The sequence below is a fragment of the Actinophytocola sp. NPDC049390 genome (assembly GCF_044466355.1).
GTDB lineage: Bacteria > Actinomycetota > Actinomycetes > Mycobacteriales > Pseudonocardiaceae > Actinophytocola.
In genome coordinates, this window is the sequence record NZ_JBITMQ010000007.1 from 76,102 (window position 1) to 91,313 (window position 15,212).

The window sequence follows — 15,212 nt, forward strand, 5'->3', positions numbered from 1 at the left end:
GTGAGCGACCTGACGCACGTCGACGAGTCGGGTGCCGCGCGGATGGTGGACGTGACCGGCAAGTCGGTCACGTCGCGAGTCGCGGTGGCGTCCGGCCAGGTGCACACCACGGCCGAGGTCATCGGCCTGCTGGCGTCGAACGGCCTGAAGAAGGGCGACGCGCTGGCGGTGGCCCGCGTCGCCGGGATCATGGGCGCCAAGCGGACCCCGGACCTGGTCCCGCTGTGCCACCCGCTGGCGATCACCGGCGTGACCGTCGACTTCGACCTGGGTGCGGACTCGGTGGCCATCACCGCGACGGTCCGCACGAGCGGCCAGACCGGTGTCGAGATGGAGGCGCTGACCGCGGTGACGGTCGCCGGCCTCACGCTCCACGACATGATCAAGGCCGTCGACCCGGCCGCTGTGCTGTCCGAGGTGCGTGTCGAGCGCAAGGAGGGCGGCAAGACCGGGGTCTGGACCCGACCGGAGGGCCGATGAGCACCGCTGTCGTCATCGCTGCGTCGAACAGAGCCGCCGCCGGTGTGTACGAGGACACGACCGGACCCGTGATCGTCGCCTGGCTGCGTTCACGCGGGTTCGAGGTGCCCGATCCGGTGGTGGTCCCGGATGGTGAGCCCGTGCTGGCGGCGCTGCGGGACGCGGTCGGTGCCGACGTGGTCATCACGACCGGCGGCACGGGCATCAGCCCGACCGACGCGACCCCGGAAATGACCCGGCGCCTCCTCGACTACGAGATTCCCGGCCTCGCCGACGCCATCCGCGACGCCGGTTTGCCGAAGGTCCCGACGGCCGTGCTGTCCCGCGGCGTGGCCGGTGTCGTCGGCCGGACGCTGGTGATCAACCTGCCTGGCTCGTCCGGCGGCGTGAAAGACGGCCTCGGCGTCCTGGAGGGTGTGCTCTCGCACGCCGTCGACCAGCTGCGCGGCGGCGACCACAAGCCGGTCTCCTGGCCCGCCGCGCAGGTCATGCGTGCGGAGATCAGCGAGTCGCCCATCTCCGTGGAGGAGCACGCCGCCCTGGTCGGCGACGACGCCGCCGGTGCGGTGGTCACGTTCGCGGGCGTGGTCCGCGACCACGACGGCGGCAAGGGCGTCACCACTCTCGACTACGAGGGCCACCCGAGCGCGAAGTCCGTGATCGAGGCGGTGGCCGCCGACGTGGCCGCGCGCCACCGGGGTGTGCGGGCGGTCGCCGTCAGCCACCGCATCGGCCCTCTCGCGATCGGTGACGTGGCGCTGGCCTGCGCCGTGGCGGGCGAACACCGTGCGGAGGCGTTCGCCGCCTGCGCCGACCTCGTCGACGACGTGAAGGCCCGGCTGCCCATCTGGAAGCACCAGACCTTCACCGACGGCACCGACGAGTGGGTCAACTGCCCCTAGTGTCCCGAGTCGAAGGTTCGGCATCGCTGTCCCGACGGCCCAGCGGAAACCTGGATCCGCCGACAAGCGCACCGACTTCCGACTCGGGACACCACCCGGTCACTGACCGGGTGGCGAGTAGATGCCGACGTGGTTGCCTGCCGGGTCGAGCAGGTGCGCGAAGGTCAGACCGTTCGGTGTCGTCGTCGGCGGGTCGACCACCTTGCCGCCGAGTTCCTCGGCCTGCGCGGCGGTCGCGGCCACGTCCGACACGACCACGAAGAACGTGGCGCGGTTCCGAGTGCCCGCGGACACGCCGCCCTGCGGACCGTTCGCGTTCTTCGCCGTGACGACCCGGTAGCCGGGGCTGTCGGGGTCGTTGGCGAAGGTCCAGTCGAACAGCGCGCCGTAGAACTGTTCGGTGCCCTGGGTGTCGTCGGTGTCGATCTGGAACCAGTCGACGGTGCCGTGTGCCATGTGGTGCCTCCTCATTTCGTGTGTGGCACCACGATCGGACTCGTCGGCGACAACGTCCTGTCGGTGTTTCCCGGCCGAATCACGTGAATGCTGTGGCCTGCGTCACGTGGTAGGGCAGGTTGAGGTCCTCGGTAGGGCGGTCGGGCACGGACTCGCCGGTGTCGTGGACGGCGACCACCCGGTCGAGCCGGAAGGCTCGCAGCTGGTCCCGCAGACGGCACCAGCCGACCAGGTACCAGTACTCCTCATTGGCGACGAACATGACGGGCTCGACGAGCCGCTCGGTCGGCGTGCCGCGTTTGTCGACGTAGTCGAGCCGAAGCACGTGCCGTGCGGCCAGCGCGTCCTCGATGACGACGGGAATGGTCGGTGCCTCGGTCTCCGGGAACAGGAAGCCGACCCGGCCTGCCAACTCCCGCGTAGCCGATGCCTCGTTTGCCGGCATGGCCGCCATGATCTTGCGCAGCGCGCTGCCCGCGGCCCGCGCGAACGGGGAGCCCGCGGCCTGTTTCAACGCGACCGACACGGCGACCGCCTCGGCAGGGGTGAAGTTGAGCGGCGGCAGCGTACGCGCCGCGTCGATGGCGTAGCCCCCACGCCTACCGGTGTCGGCGTAGATCGGCACGCCGACCTGCTGCAACGCGCTGATGTCACGCTCGATGGTGCGGACGCTGACCTCGTACCGGTCGGCGAGTTGGCGGGCACTGCGCCGCAGCGGCGCGGCCGCCCGCAGGTCCTCGACGATCCCGTACAGCCGGTCCGTTCGGTTCATGGGCCGGACCGTAGCCCGCACCACCGACAAAGAAGGACTCCACCGCCGGGGGATCGCGGTGGAGTCCTTCTCCCGTGAACCAGCTAGCTCACTTGGTGGCGATCTTCTGACCGGGGACGATCAGGTTGGGGTCGCCGATGAACTGCTTGTTCTTCTCGTACAGCGCCTGCCAGCCGCCGGCCACCTTCTTCTCGGTGGCGATCTTCGACAGGGAGTCGCCCGCGACGACCGTGTAGTCGCCCTTCGGGTTCGACTTGACCAGCACCGGAGCCGCCGGGGCGGCGGCCGGGGCCGGAGCCTCTTCGCGCTGGGACTGGACCGGCGCGCTCTGCTGCTGCTGCTGCTGCGGAGCGGCACCGCCGCCACCGCCGCTGGCACCCGCGCGGGCGCCGCACACCGGCCACGCGCCAATGCCCTGCGTCTCCAGCACGTTGTTCGCGACCCGGATCTGCTCCTCACGCGACGCGTTCGCCGGGTTGCCGGTCCCGCCGTTGGCCTCCCACGTGCTCTGCTTGAACTGCAGACCGCCGTAGTAGCCGTTGCCGGTGTTGATGCTCCAGTTGCCGCCGCTCTCGCACTCGGCGATCGCGTCCCAGTTGACGGGGTCGGCAGACGCGAAGGCGGGAGCCACCGCCAGTGGCGCACCGACCGCGACGCCGGCAACGACGACGCGAGCGATGGTGCGACGAAGGGAGGTAGACGGCTTGCGGTGAATGCCTCGATACGCCATTTCTGTCTCTGCCCCTGCGTCCACCAAAGGGTCGGTAAGACCCTGTGTCCCGATCCGGAGGCTTTCTTTCAGTCGGGGGATATCTCCTTCGTGCCCGCCGGATCGGGATGACGCTCCGGGCACTTGGGTCCTGCCAGTTGGTCGGGGCCAACCAGAGAGCGACGGTACGTATCCAAAAGCATCTTGCAAAATTGTAAGGGCTGTGACCGTCGTCACAGTAACACTATTCGGGGTACTGCGATGAGACGAGTAATCGCAGGTCAGAGCCAGAATTGGGGCTGTTATAACCCCGTGATCACAGCTGGATAATTCACTCTTGCTGAGTGGTGTGTCACGTTGCGGAAGCATGTCTGAAGGCTAGGGCGACTGCGTGCTGAAATCACTCCGTTACCTGCTGCAAAGGCCGGGTCAATGTCCGCGCGGAATGATCTCCCATGAAGGAGGGCAGTAAGGGGCGCGACTATGGCGCCGTTCCCATGCCGTCGTCGGCTGGTAACCGTCCTTGTCGATCACCTTGATCGTGCCGCAAGTCACCATTCACCGCATCTTTTCGCTATCAGCGGACAGTTGTGCGGAACGTGAGAGTGTGCGCCCGCATTGCACGACGACGATCAATGGGCAGGCCACGGCGTGTCGGGGCCGCGTTCGGTGGGCCCGGCCGAGTGGCCGGGCGGTCGTCAGGTCAGTGTGCGGTGAGGTGCGTCAGCCGCCGGCGAACGGGGGCAGGATGTCCACTTCCGAGCCGGCCGGGATGGGCGTCGACAGGTCTCGGACCGCCACGCCGTCCAGCAGGAAGCTGCAGGCCGTCAGTACGCGGGTGAGTTTCTCGCCGTGCCTCGTGCCGAGGTCGGTCACCAGGGCCTGCACGGTGGCGTCTTCAGACACGGACACGGTCTCCTCGGAGAGGCCGACCGCGCCTCGGGCGCCCGCGAAGTAGCGCACTCGGACGGTGGTCACACCTCACAGGTTAGCCGCGCTTCGTGGTTCCGCGTTTGCGGATATATCCTCGCTCTCATGCCGCAGTTTCGGATGTCCGAGGCAGCTCGACTGCTCGGGGTCAGCGACGACACCGTTCGCAGGTGGGTGGACGGCGGGCAGTTGTCCGCCGGTGTCGACTCCGCCGGTCGGAAGGTCGTCGACGGTGCCGCGCTGGCCGCGTTCGCGCGGGACAACGCCGCCGACGTGCACGACCCGACGAGCGTGGGGCGATCCGCGCGCAACCGGTTCGTCGGGCTCGTCACCAACGTCGTCGCCGACACCGTGATGGCCCAGGTCGAGATCCAGTGCGGGCCCTACCGAGTCGTGTCACTCCTGAGCGCGGAAGCGGTCCGCGAGCTGGGGCTCGAGCCCGGCTCGCTGGCCGTCGCGGTCGTCAAGGCGACCTCCGTCGCCGTCGAGGTCCCCTGAGGAGGTTTCATGCGCAAGCTGGGTGCGACCGTCGTTGCCGCCGGGCTCCTGCTGGCCGGATGCTCGTCGTCCGACGCGGGGGCTGCCGACGGGACGGGCGCGCGGACGCTGACCGTGCTCGCCGCCGCCTCGCTCACCGACTCGTTCACCGCGCTGGAGGCGACGTTCGAGGCCGAGCACCCGGGGGTGGACGTGAAGATCAGCTTCGCCGGGTCGTCGGCGCTCGTCCAGCAGATCACCAACGGCGCGCCCGCGGACGTGTTCGCCTCCGCCGACGAGAAGAACATGAAGAAGGTGACCGACGCCGGGCTGGCCGCGGGGACGCCGGTGGTCTTCGCCACCAACGAGCTCGCCATCGCCGTGCCGCCGGACAACCCCGCGGGCATCGCCTCCTTCGCCGACCTCGCCAACGACGGTGTCGTCGTGGTCGTGTGCGCGCCGCAGGTGCCGTGCGGTGCGGCGACCGAGAAGATCGAGCAGGCCACCGGGAGCACGATCACACCCGTCAGCGAGGAACAGGACGTCAAGTCCGTGCTCAACAAGGTCCGGACCGGCGAGGCGGACGCCGGTCTCGTCTACGTCACCGACGTGAACTCCGCGGGCGACAAAGTGAAGGGCATCGCCTTCCCCGAGTCGCAGGCGGCGGTCAACGCCTACCCGATCACCGTGCTCGAGGACGCGCCACAGGCTGACCTCGCCAAGGAGTTCGTCGACCTGGTCACGAGCGAGACGGGCAAGGCCGAGTTGGAGAAGGTCGGGTTCGTCGTCCCGTGACTACCAGCACCAGCCGGAGGCGGACCAGCACCGCGGTTCCCGCGCTGCTCTGGGTTCCCGCCTGCCTGGCGCTGGCGTTGGTGGTGCTGCCGATCGTCGGGCTCGTCACCCGTACCGATCTCGCGGACTTCCCCGCGCTGGTGACCTCCCCGTCGGCGCTCGCCGCCCTTGAGCTGTCGTTGCGGACGGCGGCCGCGTCGACGGTGTTGTGCCTCGTGCTCGGTGGCCCGCTGGCCGTCGTGCTCGCCCGTGCGCACGTGCCCGGCATCCGACTGCTGCGGGCGGTCGTGCTGCTGCCGCTGGTGCTGCCGCCCGTCGTCGGCGGGCTCGCGTTGCTGTACCTGTTGGGGCGCAACGGGTTCGCCGGGCAGTTCTTCGACTTCCTGTTCGGCTGGCGCATCCCGTTCACCACCGCCGCGGTGGTGATCGCGCAGACGTTCGTCGCCATGCCGTTCCTCGTGGTGGCGCTGGAAGGTGCGTTGCGCACCGCGGGGGAGCGGTACGAGACGGTCGCCGCGACCCTGGGCGCGCGGCCATGGACGGTGTTCCGCCGTGTCACCGTGCCCCTGCTGTTGCCCGCGCTCGGGTCCGGTCTCGTGCTGTCGTTCGCCCGTGCGCTCGGCGAGTTCGGCGCCACCATCACGTTCGCCGGGTCGCTCGAGGGCGTGACCAGGACACTGCCGCTCGAGGTCTACACGCTCGGCGAGACCGATGTGGACGGCGCGGTCGCGCTGTCGTTGCTGCTCGTCATCGTCGCTGTCGTGGTCATCGCCGTGGCCCGGCCCCGAGCCGTGGAGGGCCGCCTGTGATCGACGTCGACGTCACCGTCACCCGCGGCGAGTTCCGGCTGGAGGTCGCGTTCGCCGCGGCACCGGGCGAGGTGGTCGCCGTGCTCGGGCCCAACGGTGCGGGCAAGTCCACGCTGCTCGACGTGCTCGCCGGGCTGATCAGGCCCGATCAGGGGCATCTCGTCGCCAACGGCAGGACACTTGTCGACAAATCGACGTTTGTCCGTCCCTGTGACCGCCGGGTCGGGCTCCTCTCACAGGACCCGCTGCTCTTCCCGCACCTGACCGCACTCGGCAACGTCGCTTTCGGTCCGCGTGCCCTCGGGGACAAACGCAACGCGGCGGACGAGAAAGCGCGAGCGCTGTTGACCGAAGTGGACGCGGCGCCGCTGGCGGACCGCCGACCGCGAGCCATGTCCGGCGGGCAGCAGCAGCGCGTCGCGCTCGCCCGGGCCCTCGCCGCCGACCCCGCGCTGCTGCTGCTCGACGAACCCTTCGCCGCCCTCGACGTCGACGCCGCGCCCGCCCTGCGCGGCCTGGTCCGTCGCGTGCTGCGCGCCAACCAGGACACCCAGGTCGTGCTCGTCACCCACGACCCGCTCGACGCGCTCGTGCTCGCCGACCGCGTGCTGGTCCTCGACCAGGGCCGCATCGTCGAGCAGGGCGCGGTGAAGACCGTCCTTTCCGCACCGCGCACCCCGTTCGCCGCACGCATCGCCGGACTGGACCTGATCGCCGGGGTCGCCACCGCGGACGGCCTCGTCACCGCCGACGGCACCCCGGTCGCGGGCGCGCACAGCGAGGACGTCGTCGAGGGTGAACCGGCTGTGGCCGTGTTCCGCCCAGCCGCGGTGGCCGTCCACACCGAACGGCCACAAGGCAGCCCCCGCAACGTCTTCCCCGCCACGGTCGGTGCCCTCGAACCACGCGGTGACGTCGTCCGCGTGCGTGCCGTCGGCCATCCCGCCAGCGGCCCCGCCGACGGACTCACCGCCGACCTCACCCCGGCCGCAGTCGCCGACCTCGCCCTGGCCCCCGGCGACCCGGTGTTTCTCGCCGTGAAGGCGGCCGAGGTGGATGTTCACGGCGTAGCCGCGACAATGGAGGCATGGCCGAACCGCGCAAGTGGACCTACCTGATGGACATGGACGGGGTGCTGGTGCACGAGGAGCACCTCATCCCGGGGGCGGACAAGCTGCTCGAAGAGCTGCGCGCCAAGGGCAACCAGTTCCTCGTACTCACCAACAACTCCATCTACACCCCGCGTGACCTGCGGGCGCGCCTGCACCGCACCGGCCTCGACGTGCCGGAGGAGTCGATCTGGACCTCCGCGCTCGCGACCGCGAAGTTCCTCGACTCGCAGCGCCCGGACGGTTCGGCGTTCGTCATCGGCGAGGCCGGCCTGACCACCGCGCTGCACGAGGTCGGCTATGTGCTCACCGACCGCGACCCCGACTACGTCGTGCTCGGCGAGACCCGCACGTACAGCTTCACGTCGATCACCACGGCGATCCGGCTGATCGAGCAGGGCGCCCGGTTCATCGCCACCAACCCGGACTCGACCGGCCCGTCCCGAGAGGGCTCGCTGCCCGCCACCGGCTCGGTCGCGGCACTGATCGAGAAGGCCACCGGCCACGCGCCGTACTTCGTCGGCAAGCCGAACCCGTTGATGATGCGGTCCGCGCTGAACGCCCTCGGTGCGCACTCGGAGTCCACCCTCATGATCGGCGACCGCCTCGACACCGACGTCCGGTCCGGACTCGAGGCCGGTTTGCGCACGATTCTCGTGCTCACCGGCATTTCGAACCCGGAAACGGCCGAGCGATTTCCCTACCGGCCCAGCCGGGTCATCGATTCGGTCGCTGACCTGGTCGGGAACGTGGACGACCCGTTCCCGGCCTGACGGCGGCAGCTTTTTGCCGACTGGGAAGCGGACGATTTCGGCCTGGCATAGTGTCGCGGTGTGCAGGAAGAAGGACCGTCGACCTACGTGGTCGGTGACGTGCACGGGCATCTCGACGAGTTGCTCGCCGCGCTCGCCGACGCCGGGTTGGTCGACGACGAGGCGAACTGGTCCGGCGGTGAGGACCACCTGTGGTTCCTCGGTGACTTCGTGGACCGTGGGCCAGACGGCATCGGCGTGATCGACCTGGTCATGCGCCTGTCCGAAGAGGCCGCCGAGGCGGGCGGCCAGGTGCAGGCGCTGCTCGGCAACCACGAGATCCTGCTGCTCGGCATGCACCGCTTCGGCGAGACCGAAGTCCCGTCCGACTTCGGTCCGCGCAGCTTCTCCCGGAGCTGGGAGATGAACGGCGGCCAGCTCACCGATCAGGAGGCGGTCACCGACGAGCACATCGAGTGGCTCACGTCCCGTCCCGCGGTCGAACTGGTCGGCGACCACCTGCTGATGCACTCCGACACCCTCGAGTACCTGGTGTGGGGCGGGGACATCGAGGAGATCAACGAGAACATCCAGGACGTGCTGGCGTCCGACGACATCGTGGAGTGGTGGGAGGTGTGGCGGCGCCTCACCACACGCCACGCGTTCCGCGGGCCGAACGGAGCCGATGTCGCGACGCGGCTGTTGACCGTGCTCGGCGGTGAGCAGGTCGTGCACGGGCACTCGGTGATCGCGGACCAGCTCGGCATCGCCCCGTCGATGGTCGACAGCCCCTACGAGTACGCCGGCGGCAAGGCGCTCGGAGTAGACGGTGGCGTGTTCGTCGGCGGGCCGTGTCTCGTGGTCGAGCTGCCGTGGTCACCGCCCGAGTTCGGTGACGAGACTCCTTAGCCAGCTCTCCCTGAGGGCGGGTTCGCCCGCGGTGGCCCGGGCCACCGCACGACGCCCCTCCCGGCCGCGCCCGTACCGCACGAGCGCGACGGCCTCGGCGAGCGCCCAGCCGGACCGCTCGCCCCTGCCCGGCCCTTCGTCGTCGGCGTACCAGGTCGCGGGACGGAACGACCTCGTCAGCTTCGTCTGGTGGTCGCCGAAGTAGGACCAGACGACGTACGGCAGCGACACGTTCTGGACCGCGCGGGCCGGCAGCCGCGCGGTCCACTCGGCGTGCTGCTGCCAGCGCCAGGTGTTGGGGCTCGTCTTCCCCTGGACGGTGACGCCGACGAACCGCAGCTGTCGCCGGATCACGTCCCATGGTTCGCGAAAATCCACTATCCAGTTGTCAAGCAGCGTGAACAGGTCTCTGAAGGTGTTGCCTCGGTGCACCACGTCCACGAACGTCACCGCCTCGCGGGCGAGGGATGCCGGGGTGATGCCGTGCTCGGCCAGCACCTCGCGAGCCCGGGAAGCGTGCGCCTGGGTGAAACCCGGCGAACGACAGCGGCAGGCGGGTCACCCGGTTCGGCACGGCACCGCTCAGCAGGTCGAACATCGAGTCCAGTGACCTGCCGACGAACACCAGCCGTGCGTCGCCGCCGCGGGCGAGCACCTTGCCGGCACAGGTCACCAGGTCGTCGAGGAACCACAGGGAGGGTTCGCCGACGCCGTCGAGCAGTGACCCGAGCTGGTCGGGAGTCACGAGATCCCAGCGGAACGGGGGCATGGGCGCATTGTGTACGGCGCGGTGCGCCTACGGCGGGTGCATTTCGCTCACCTCCTCGGAACGGTCGTTCTTCGAGCTGGTTTCGAACATACGCACGCCACGAGCCTCGCGCCTCAGTTGCGCGACACGAGCCCGAGCGAATGGGACTTTCGCGCGAGAATCTCTGCCGACGGGCAGGTCAGGCCAGGTTGAGCAGCAGGTCCAGGCCGGTGATGTTGAGCATGCGCGCCACGTGATCGGGGAGACCGGTCAGCGTCAGGCGGGCATCCTTGGCCGCCGCCAGGCGGTGGGCGCGGACCAGCGTGGACAGTCCGGTGGAGTCCAGCACCGAGACCTCGCCGAGGTCGACGCTCAACTCCGTGCCCGGGCCCGCGGCGTTGATCAACTCGGTCAGCTCGGAACGCAGCGCGGGCGCGGTCTGCACGTCCACCGCGCCCGCCAGCCGCACGTTCGACCCGTGCACGGTGATGGCGAGGCTCATCGCCACCCATCTTTGTCGACCGAGGCGAACCTGTGTTGACGAACGTTGAGCGAGACGTGCCACAGATGTAGACATACCGTGGTGCCAGTCACTCCCGGGAGGCTCACATGACCACGCCAGCGGTGCCGAGCTACGTGTCCGGTCCGTCCGAGAAACCGCTGCTCGGCGACACCATCGGTGACAACCTCGACCGCGCCGTCGCGGCCTGGCCGGACCGGGAGGCGCTGGTCGAACACTCGACCGGGCGCCGGTGGACGTACCGGCAGTTCGCCGACGAGGTCAACGCCGTCGCGCTCGGGCTGGTGGACCTCGGGGTCGGCAAGGGCGACCGGGTCGGCATGTGGGCACCGAACTGTGCCGAGTGGACGTTCACGCAGTACGCCACCGCCAAGATCGGCGCCATCCTGGTCAACATCAACCCCGCCTACCGGGTGCACGAGCTGAAGTACGTGCTGAACCAGGCGGGCATCCGCACGCTGGTCGCCGCGCCGAGCTTCAAGACCTCCGACTACGCGGCCATGATCGACGAGGTCCGCGGCGACTGCCCGGAGCTGCGGGACGTGCTGCTCATCGGACGTGAGGAGTGGACGTCCCTCGTCGCGATCGGGCGCGGTGGCTCGGTCGCGCACCTCGCCGAACTGCAGGCCGCGCTGTCCGCCGACGACCCGATCAACATCCAGTACACGTCCGGTACCACGGGGTTCCCGAAGGGTGCGACCCTCTCGCACCACAACATCCTCAACAACGGGTTCTTCGTCGGCGAGATGTGCTCGTACACCGAAGAGGACCGCATCTGCATCGTTCCGCCGCTGTACCACTGCTTCGGCATGGTCATGGGCAACCTCGCCGCCACCTCGCACGGCGCGTGCATGGTCTACCCCGGGCCCGGCTTCGAACCGAAGCTCACGCTCGAGGCCGTGGCCGCCGAGCGGTGCACCTCGCTGTACGGCGTCCCGACGATGTTCATCGCCGAGCTGGCCGAGCCGGGGTTCGAGTCGTACGACCTGTCATCGCTGCGGACCGGGATCATGGCCGGTTCGCCGTGCCCGGTCGAGGTGATGAAGCAGGTCATCGAGCGGATGGGCATGGCGGAGGTGACGATCGCCTACGGCATGACCGAGACGTCGCCGGTGTCCACGCAGACCCGCAAGGACGACTCGCTCGACCGCCGTGTGTCCACTGTGGGCCGGGTGCTGCCGCACCTCGAGGTGAAGGTCGTCGACCCGGAGACCGGGCTGACCGTGCCCCGTGGCACGCCCGGTGAGCTGTGCACCCGCGGCTACTCGGTGATGCTTGGCTACTGGGAGCAGCCGGACAAAACGGCCGAAGCCATCGACAAGGCGCGCTGGATGCACACCGGCGACCTCGCGGTGATGGACGACGATGGCTACCTCAACATCACCGGTCGCATCAAGGACATGGTCATCCGCGGCGGTGAGAACGTGTACCCGCGTGAGATCGAGGAGTTCCTCTACACGCACCCCGACATCCTCGACGCCCAGGTCATCGGCGTGCCGGACGAGAAGTACGGCGAGGAGCTGATGGCGTGGGTCCGCATGAAGGAAGGCGCGGCGCCGTTGACCGCCGAGGCCGTCCGCGAGTTCTGCACCGGCAAGCTCGCGCACTACAAGATCCCCCGTTACGTGCGGGTGGTCGACGAGTTCCCCATGACCGTCACCGGAAAGATCCGCAAGGTGGAAATGCGCGAGGTTTCCGTCGAGTTGCTCGGGTTGCGGAAGGCGGCCGCCACGAAACATGCGTGATCCAGGTCACATCGCACAACGTGGTCTGACCGGCCGCGTCTCCTTTGCTGTGGGAGGGCCGCGAGGGGAATTCCCCGCGGCCGGTTGCGATTAATTCTGGGGAGAATCACGTGTTCAATTTCGTTGCGTCCGCGCTTGCCCTCTCGTCGGCGGTTTTCGGCCTGGCTCCCGCGAATTCGGGGGCCGCGCCCGCGGACCTCGGTGAGCGGCAGCAGGTCGTGCACGCGGACCTCGGCGGTGACGCGCAGAGTGCCTACGCGGACCTCGACGGTGACGGCCGAGCGGACCGGGTCACGCTGCGGACCGTCGACGGCGACCTGGACGAGCAGATCCTGACCGCCAGGGTCGGCGGCGAGCGACTGACCGCGACGGTGCCGTCGGGGCTGATCGCCGGGCCGCAGCCGATGCGGGTCGTGGACGTCGACGCGGACGGCCGCGACGAGGTGATCGTGACGGAGCTCGTGGGCGCCAACACGAACCACTACGGCGTGTGGGGGCTGTACGGCAACGCGTTGGCGCCGGTCAAGCTCGCCGACGGCACACAGCTGCGGCTCATGGAGGGCGGCGGCCTCGCCGCGATCGTCCGCTACGGCTGCACGGACGACCACGACGGCCGCCAGCTGATCCAGACCAGCGGCCAGGCGGTCGACATCGACTACACCCTCTACGAGGGGGAGTACGTCGTGTACGTGGTGGACGGCGGCGTCGCCAACGAGGTCGCGCGCGTGCCCGTGAGCGGGCCGAGGGACACGCCCGGCTTCTACGCGGACCCGACGCTCTGTCGCTGACTTTCCGACATCGCCGCCTGCGCGAGCTCGACGAATTCGCGCAGGACGGCGGTGTGGCACACGAACTCCATCCCGTCGGCGGGAGTGCCGAACTGGAACTCGATCTCGTCGCCGTTGACGCGGTACGAGATCGAGCACCCGGGTCTGATCGAGACCCATGAGCTGACGCGCACATCCTGGCTCATTTACACTCCCGCTTCACTATTTTGTCGTTTCCGTGTCGGTTGTTCTTCCCTGTTTTCCGAACGGTAGTTTCGGGTCCGGCGGTAGGCCTGGAATTGCGATTGCGGAAAGAGCTGGGACATGGGTGGGGATCGGAAAGCGCCGCGGGCGCGGGACCGGATCATCGGGGCGCGTCTGCGGGCGATCAGGAAAGAGCGGACGGACCTTTCCCTGGAGCAGGCGGCGGCGCTGGCGCAGTGGTCGCCGAGCACGATGTCGCGGATCGAGACTGGGAAGCGGCACATCTCGTCGGAGGACGTCGCGACGATCTCGACGATCTACAAGTTGCCGTTGGCGCTACGGGAAGAGCTGGTCGAGACGGCTCGGGCGGGTCACGGGTCGGGGTGGTGGGACCTGCCGTTGCCCGGGGTGCCCATGGACATGGGGGCCATCGCCAGCTACGAGGCGGAGGCGATGCGGCTGACCGACTGGTCGGTGAACCTGGTGCCCGGGCTGCTGCAGACCTACCGGTACGCGGTGGGTCTGATGCGATCAGGTGGGGTGGCGGCGGAGGTCATCGAGGCGCGGTGGATGGCTCGCCTGCGCCGACAGCAGATTCTCGGGACCGTGGACTACGTCGCCTACATCGGCGAGGCCGCGTTGCGGACTCCTTTCGGCGGGCCCGAGGCGCTGCGCGAGCAGCTGCGGCACCTGATGGGGGCGCGGGATCGGGGAATCGGAGTCCGGGTCGTGCGAGAGCATCAGCCTCACTCGCTGGTGCTCCACTCCTGGTTGCTCATGGAGTTCGCGAACACCAGCCCTGTCGTCAACGTAGAAGCCAGGAACGGCAGCCTCTACCTGCACGACGAGATCGCCGAGACTTATCTCGACCTGGTTGGCAAGCTGGAGAGGATCGCGCTGTCCGCACCTGCAAGCGTGGCGATGCTGCGGCAGGTTCTCGAGGAGGTATGAGCATGTGGCGTAGGTCCTCGCGGTCCGGGGAGACTGGCAACTGCGTCGAACTGCGTGGTGATCTGGCTGCCGTCAGGGACAGCAAGTCGCCGCGGGTGGTTCTGGCGATCTCGGCGGGGGCCGCGCGAAAACTGGTCGGCTTCCTTCGCGCGCGTCCCTAGACTCCGCGATGTGAGTTTGATCAACATCGTCGACGTGGAGGCGACCTGCTGGGAGGGACAACCACCGCCCGGGCAGGTGAGCGAGATCATCGAGATCGGCCTGACCGTCGTCGACCTCGCCGAGGGCACGCGCCTGGGCAAGCACCGCATCCTGGTCCGTCCGCAACGCTCACAGGTCAGTGCGTTCTGCACCGAGCTGACCTCGTTGACGCAGGAGGAAGTGGACTCGGGCATCACCTTCGGCGAGGCGTGCCGTCTGCTGGCGACAGCGCACGAGAGCAACCGGCGGGCATGGGCGAGCTGGGGTGACTACGACCGCAACCAGTTCACGCGCCAGTGCCGGCACGGCGGCACCGAGTACCCGTTCAGCGCCGACCACACGAACGCCAAGCTCCGGTTCACCGAGGCGCATGGCCTGCGCAAACGTCCCGGCATGGCGCGGGCGCTGGAGGTCGCCGGGCTGCCGCTGGAAGGCCGTCACCACCGCGGTGACGACGACTCCTGGAACATCGCCGCACTGGTCCTCCACCTGCGGAGCAGGAACGCCTGGTGACTGCTGGTCACCACGCTTCCCAAGGCCCTGACCAGCGGCGCAGCATGAATCCATGCTCACGAAATCCGCTACCACGACCATGCTCCCCGTCTCCGACATGGACCGCGCCGCTCACTTCTACGGCACGACCCTCGGCCTGGAAGCACGCGACACCACGCCCGACGGCGGTCGCGTGTTCGCCGCCGGTGGCGACGCGATCGGCCTGCTGCCCGCCGAACCCGGCGCGCAGAGCGGCCACACCGTCCTCAGCTTCGAGGTCGACGACATCGAAGCCGAGATCCACGACCTGGAAGGCCGCGGCGTCACGTTCGCCGACTACGACCTGCCCGACCTGAAGACCGTCGACCACATCGCCGAGATGGGCGGCGAGAAGGCCGCCTGGTTCGCTGACAGCGAAGGGAACATCCTCTGCCTCCATCAGCGGGCATAACCGGCTACCCCCTTCACCGCGAAGTGGCATAGG

Annotated in this window: 21 protein-coding genes; 14 read left to right on the forward strand and 7 right to left on the reverse strand. The window is 69.0% G+C overall.

Features of this window, described 5'->3' with window-relative positions:
- The gene (moaC, locus tag ACIBVP_RS20755) at positions 1-480 is read left to right on the forward strand and encodes a cyclic pyranopterin monophosphate synthase MoaC (RefSeq protein ID WP_396107817.1); all 480 of its coding nucleotides are present in this window, start codon (positions 1-3) and stop codon (positions 478-480) included.
- Complete coding sequence (locus tag ACIBVP_RS20760) at positions 477-1,382, forward strand: molybdenum cofactor biosynthesis protein MoaE (RefSeq protein ID WP_396107818.1); 906 nt, start codon at positions 477-479, stop codon at positions 1,380-1,382. Before moaC ends, ACIBVP_RS20760 begins: the two co-directional genes overlap by 4 nt.
- Positions 1,383-1,481: 99 nt before the next feature.
- Here the strand turns inward: ACIBVP_RS20760 and ACIBVP_RS20765 are convergent, their stop codons facing one another.
- From ACIBVP_RS20765 to ACIBVP_RS20780, 4 genes are all read right to left on the reverse strand, one after another.
- Positions 1,482-1,838: a VOC family protein gene (locus ACIBVP_RS20765; RefSeq protein WP_396107819.1), complete on the reverse strand. Its 357-nt coding sequence runs from the start codon at positions 1,836-1,838 to the stop codon at positions 1,482-1,484.
- Positions 1,839-1,917: 79 nt separating this feature from the next.
- The gene (locus tag ACIBVP_RS20770) at positions 1,918-2,610 is read right to left on the reverse strand and encodes a helix-turn-helix transcriptional regulator (protein ID WP_396107820.1); all 693 of its coding nucleotides are present in this window, start codon (positions 2,608-2,610) and stop codon (positions 1,918-1,920) included.
- A gap of 88 nt (positions 2,611-2,698) precedes the next feature.
- Entirely contained in the window at positions 2,699-3,340 is a 642-nt protein-coding gene (locus ACIBVP_RS20775) for a transglycosylase family protein (RefSeq protein ID WP_396107821.1), read from the reverse strand.
- A 702-nt stretch (positions 3,341-4,042) separates the two neighbouring features.
- Positions 4,043-4,297, reverse strand: a complete 255-nt coding sequence (locus ACIBVP_RS20780) for a MoaD/ThiS family protein (protein WP_396107822.1) — start codon at positions 4,295-4,297, stop codon at positions 4,043-4,045.
- A gap of 57 nt (positions 4,298-4,354) precedes the next feature.
- Between ACIBVP_RS20780 and ACIBVP_RS20785 the strand changes: the two genes are divergently transcribed.
- Genes ACIBVP_RS20785 through ACIBVP_RS20810 form a run of 6 tightly spaced genes read left to right on the forward strand, consistent with a single transcriptional unit; the run spans position 4,355 to position 9,100 of the window.
- Positions 4,355-4,747: a molybdopterin-binding protein gene (locus ACIBVP_RS20785; RefSeq protein ID WP_396107823.1), complete on the forward strand. Its 393-nt coding sequence runs from the start codon at positions 4,355-4,357 to the stop codon at positions 4,745-4,747.
- A 9-nt stretch (positions 4,748-4,756) separates the two neighbouring features.
- On the forward strand, positions 4,757-5,521 hold the full coding sequence (modA, locus tag ACIBVP_RS20790; protein WP_396107824.1) for a molybdate ABC transporter substrate-binding protein: 765 nt from the start codon (positions 4,757-4,759) through the stop codon (positions 5,519-5,521).
- The gene (locus ACIBVP_RS20795) at positions 5,518-6,330 is read left to right on the forward strand and encodes an ABC transporter permease (protein WP_396107825.1); all 813 of its coding nucleotides are present in this window, start codon (positions 5,518-5,520) and stop codon (positions 6,328-6,330) included. Before modA ends, ACIBVP_RS20795 begins: the two co-directional genes overlap by 4 nt.
- Positions 6,327-7,448, forward strand: a complete 1,122-nt coding sequence (locus ACIBVP_RS20800; RefSeq protein ID WP_396107826.1) for a sulfate/molybdate ABC transporter ATP-binding protein — start codon at positions 6,327-6,329, stop codon at positions 7,446-7,448. The genes ACIBVP_RS20795 and ACIBVP_RS20800 overlap by 4 nt, the downstream gene beginning before the upstream one ends.
- Positions 7,418-8,212: an HAD-IIA family hydrolase gene (locus tag ACIBVP_RS20805; protein ID WP_396107827.1), complete on the forward strand. Its 795-nt coding sequence runs from the start codon at positions 7,418-7,420 to the stop codon at positions 8,210-8,212. Before ACIBVP_RS20800 ends, ACIBVP_RS20805 begins: the two co-directional genes overlap by 31 nt.
- A 60-nt stretch (positions 8,213-8,272) precedes the next feature.
- Entirely contained in the window at positions 8,273-9,100 is an 828-nt protein-coding gene (locus ACIBVP_RS20810; RefSeq protein ID WP_396107828.1) for a metallophosphoesterase, read from the forward strand.
- Here ACIBVP_RS20810 and ACIBVP_RS20815 read toward each other — a convergent pair.
- Both ACIBVP_RS20815 and ACIBVP_RS20820 read right to left on the reverse strand, forming a co-directional pair.
- Entirely contained in the window at positions 9,068-9,598 is a 531-nt protein-coding gene (locus tag ACIBVP_RS20815) for a hypothetical protein (RefSeq protein WP_396107829.1), read from the reverse strand. The genes ACIBVP_RS20810 and ACIBVP_RS20815 overlap by 33 nt on opposite strands.
- 449 nt (positions 9,599-10,047) lie before the next feature.
- Entirely contained in the window at positions 10,048-10,350 is a 303-nt protein-coding gene (locus tag ACIBVP_RS20820; protein WP_396107830.1) for an STAS domain-containing protein, read from the reverse strand.
- Positions 10,351-10,457: 107 nt separating this feature from the next.
- On the opposite strand from ACIBVP_RS20820, the gene ACIBVP_RS20825 reads away from it, so the two are divergent.
- Positions 10,458-12,113, forward strand: coding sequence for an AMP-binding protein (locus ACIBVP_RS20825; RefSeq protein WP_396107831.1), 1,656 nt, complete (start codon positions 10,458-10,460; stop codon positions 12,111-12,113).
- Between the two features lie 110 nt (positions 12,114-12,223).
- Positions 12,224-12,901: a hypothetical protein gene (locus ACIBVP_RS20830; RefSeq protein WP_396107832.1), complete on the forward strand. Its 678-nt coding sequence runs from the start codon at positions 12,224-12,226 to the stop codon at positions 12,899-12,901.
- Here ACIBVP_RS20830 and ACIBVP_RS20835 read toward each other — a convergent pair.
- Positions 12,874-13,086, reverse strand: a complete 213-nt coding sequence (locus ACIBVP_RS20835; protein WP_396107833.1) for a hypothetical protein — start codon at positions 13,084-13,086, stop codon at positions 12,874-12,876. The genes ACIBVP_RS20830 and ACIBVP_RS20835 overlap by 28 nt on opposite strands.
- A gap of 118 nt (positions 13,087-13,204) precedes the next feature.
- Between ACIBVP_RS20835 and ACIBVP_RS20840 the strand changes: the two genes are divergently transcribed.
- From ACIBVP_RS20840 to ACIBVP_RS20855, 4 genes are read left to right on the forward strand one after another with little or no spacing between them, the layout of a single operon-like run.
- Positions 13,205-14,035 (forward strand): helix-turn-helix domain-containing protein, encoded by an 831-nt coding sequence (locus tag ACIBVP_RS20840; protein WP_396107834.1) that lies wholly within the window; start codon positions 13,205-13,207, stop codon positions 14,033-14,035.
- Between the two features lie 2 nt (positions 14,036-14,037).
- Positions 14,038-14,196, forward strand: a complete 159-nt coding sequence (locus tag ACIBVP_RS20845; RefSeq protein ID WP_396107835.1) for a DUF397 domain-containing protein — start codon at positions 14,038-14,040, stop codon at positions 14,194-14,196.
- A gap of 10 nt (positions 14,197-14,206) precedes the next feature.
- Positions 14,207-14,749, forward strand: a complete 543-nt coding sequence (locus ACIBVP_RS20850) for an exonuclease domain-containing protein (protein WP_396107836.1) — start codon at positions 14,207-14,209, stop codon at positions 14,747-14,749.
- Positions 14,750-14,801: 52 nt separating this feature from the next.
- Positions 14,802-15,179, forward strand: a complete 378-nt coding sequence (locus ACIBVP_RS20855; RefSeq protein ID WP_396107837.1) for a VOC family protein — start codon at positions 14,802-14,804, stop codon at positions 15,177-15,179.
- Positions 15,180-15,212 lie beyond the last annotated feature (33 nt).

Bases quoted from the DNA above. Each gene is read 5' to 3' on its own strand.
- ACIBVP_RS20765 (WP_396107819.1), bottom strand. From the start codon at position 1,838: ATGGCACACGGCACCGTCGACTGGTTCCAGATCGACACCGACGACACC.
- ACIBVP_RS20775 (WP_396107821.1), bottom strand. From the start codon at position 3,340: ATGGCGTATCGAGGCATTCACCGCAAGCCGTCTACCTCCCTTCGTCGC.
- ACIBVP_RS20760 (WP_396107818.1), top strand. From the start codon at position 477: ATGAGCACCGCTGTCGTCATCGCTGCGTCGAACAGAGCCGCCGCCGGT.
- ACIBVP_RS20840 (WP_396107834.1), top strand. From the start codon at position 13,205: ATGGGTGGGGATCGGAAAGCGCCGCGGGCGCGGGACCGGATCATCGGG.
- ACIBVP_RS20770 (WP_396107820.1), bottom strand. From the start codon at position 2,610: ATGAACCGAACGGACCGGCTGTACGGGATCGTCGAGGACCTGCGGGCG.
- ACIBVP_RS20825 (WP_396107831.1), top strand. From the start codon at position 10,458: ATGACCACGCCAGCGGTGCCGAGCTACGTGTCCGGTCCGTCCGAGAAA.
- ACIBVP_RS20835 (WP_396107833.1), bottom strand. From the start codon at position 13,086: ATGAGCCAGGATGTGCGCGTCAGCTCATGGGTCTCGATCAGACCCGGG.
- ACIBVP_RS20820 (WP_396107830.1), bottom strand. From the start codon at position 10,350: ATGAGCCTCGCCATCACCGTGCACGGGTCGAACGTGCGGCTGGCGGGC.
- modA (WP_396107824.1), top strand. From the start codon at position 4,757: ATGCGCAAGCTGGGTGCGACCGTCGTTGCCGCCGGGCTCCTGCTGGCC.
- ACIBVP_RS20805 (WP_396107827.1), top strand. From the start codon at position 7,418: ATGGCCGAACCGCGCAAGTGGACCTACCTGATGGACATGGACGGGGTG.
- ACIBVP_RS20855 (WP_396107837.1), top strand. From the start codon at position 14,802: ATGCTCACGAAATCCGCTACCACGACCATGCTCCCCGTCTCCGACATG.
- ACIBVP_RS20785 (WP_396107823.1), top strand. From the start codon at position 4,355: ATGCCGCAGTTTCGGATGTCCGAGGCAGCTCGACTGCTCGGGGTCAGC.
- ACIBVP_RS20845 (WP_396107835.1), top strand. From the start codon at position 14,038: ATGTGGCGTAGGTCCTCGCGGTCCGGGGAGACTGGCAACTGCGTCGAA.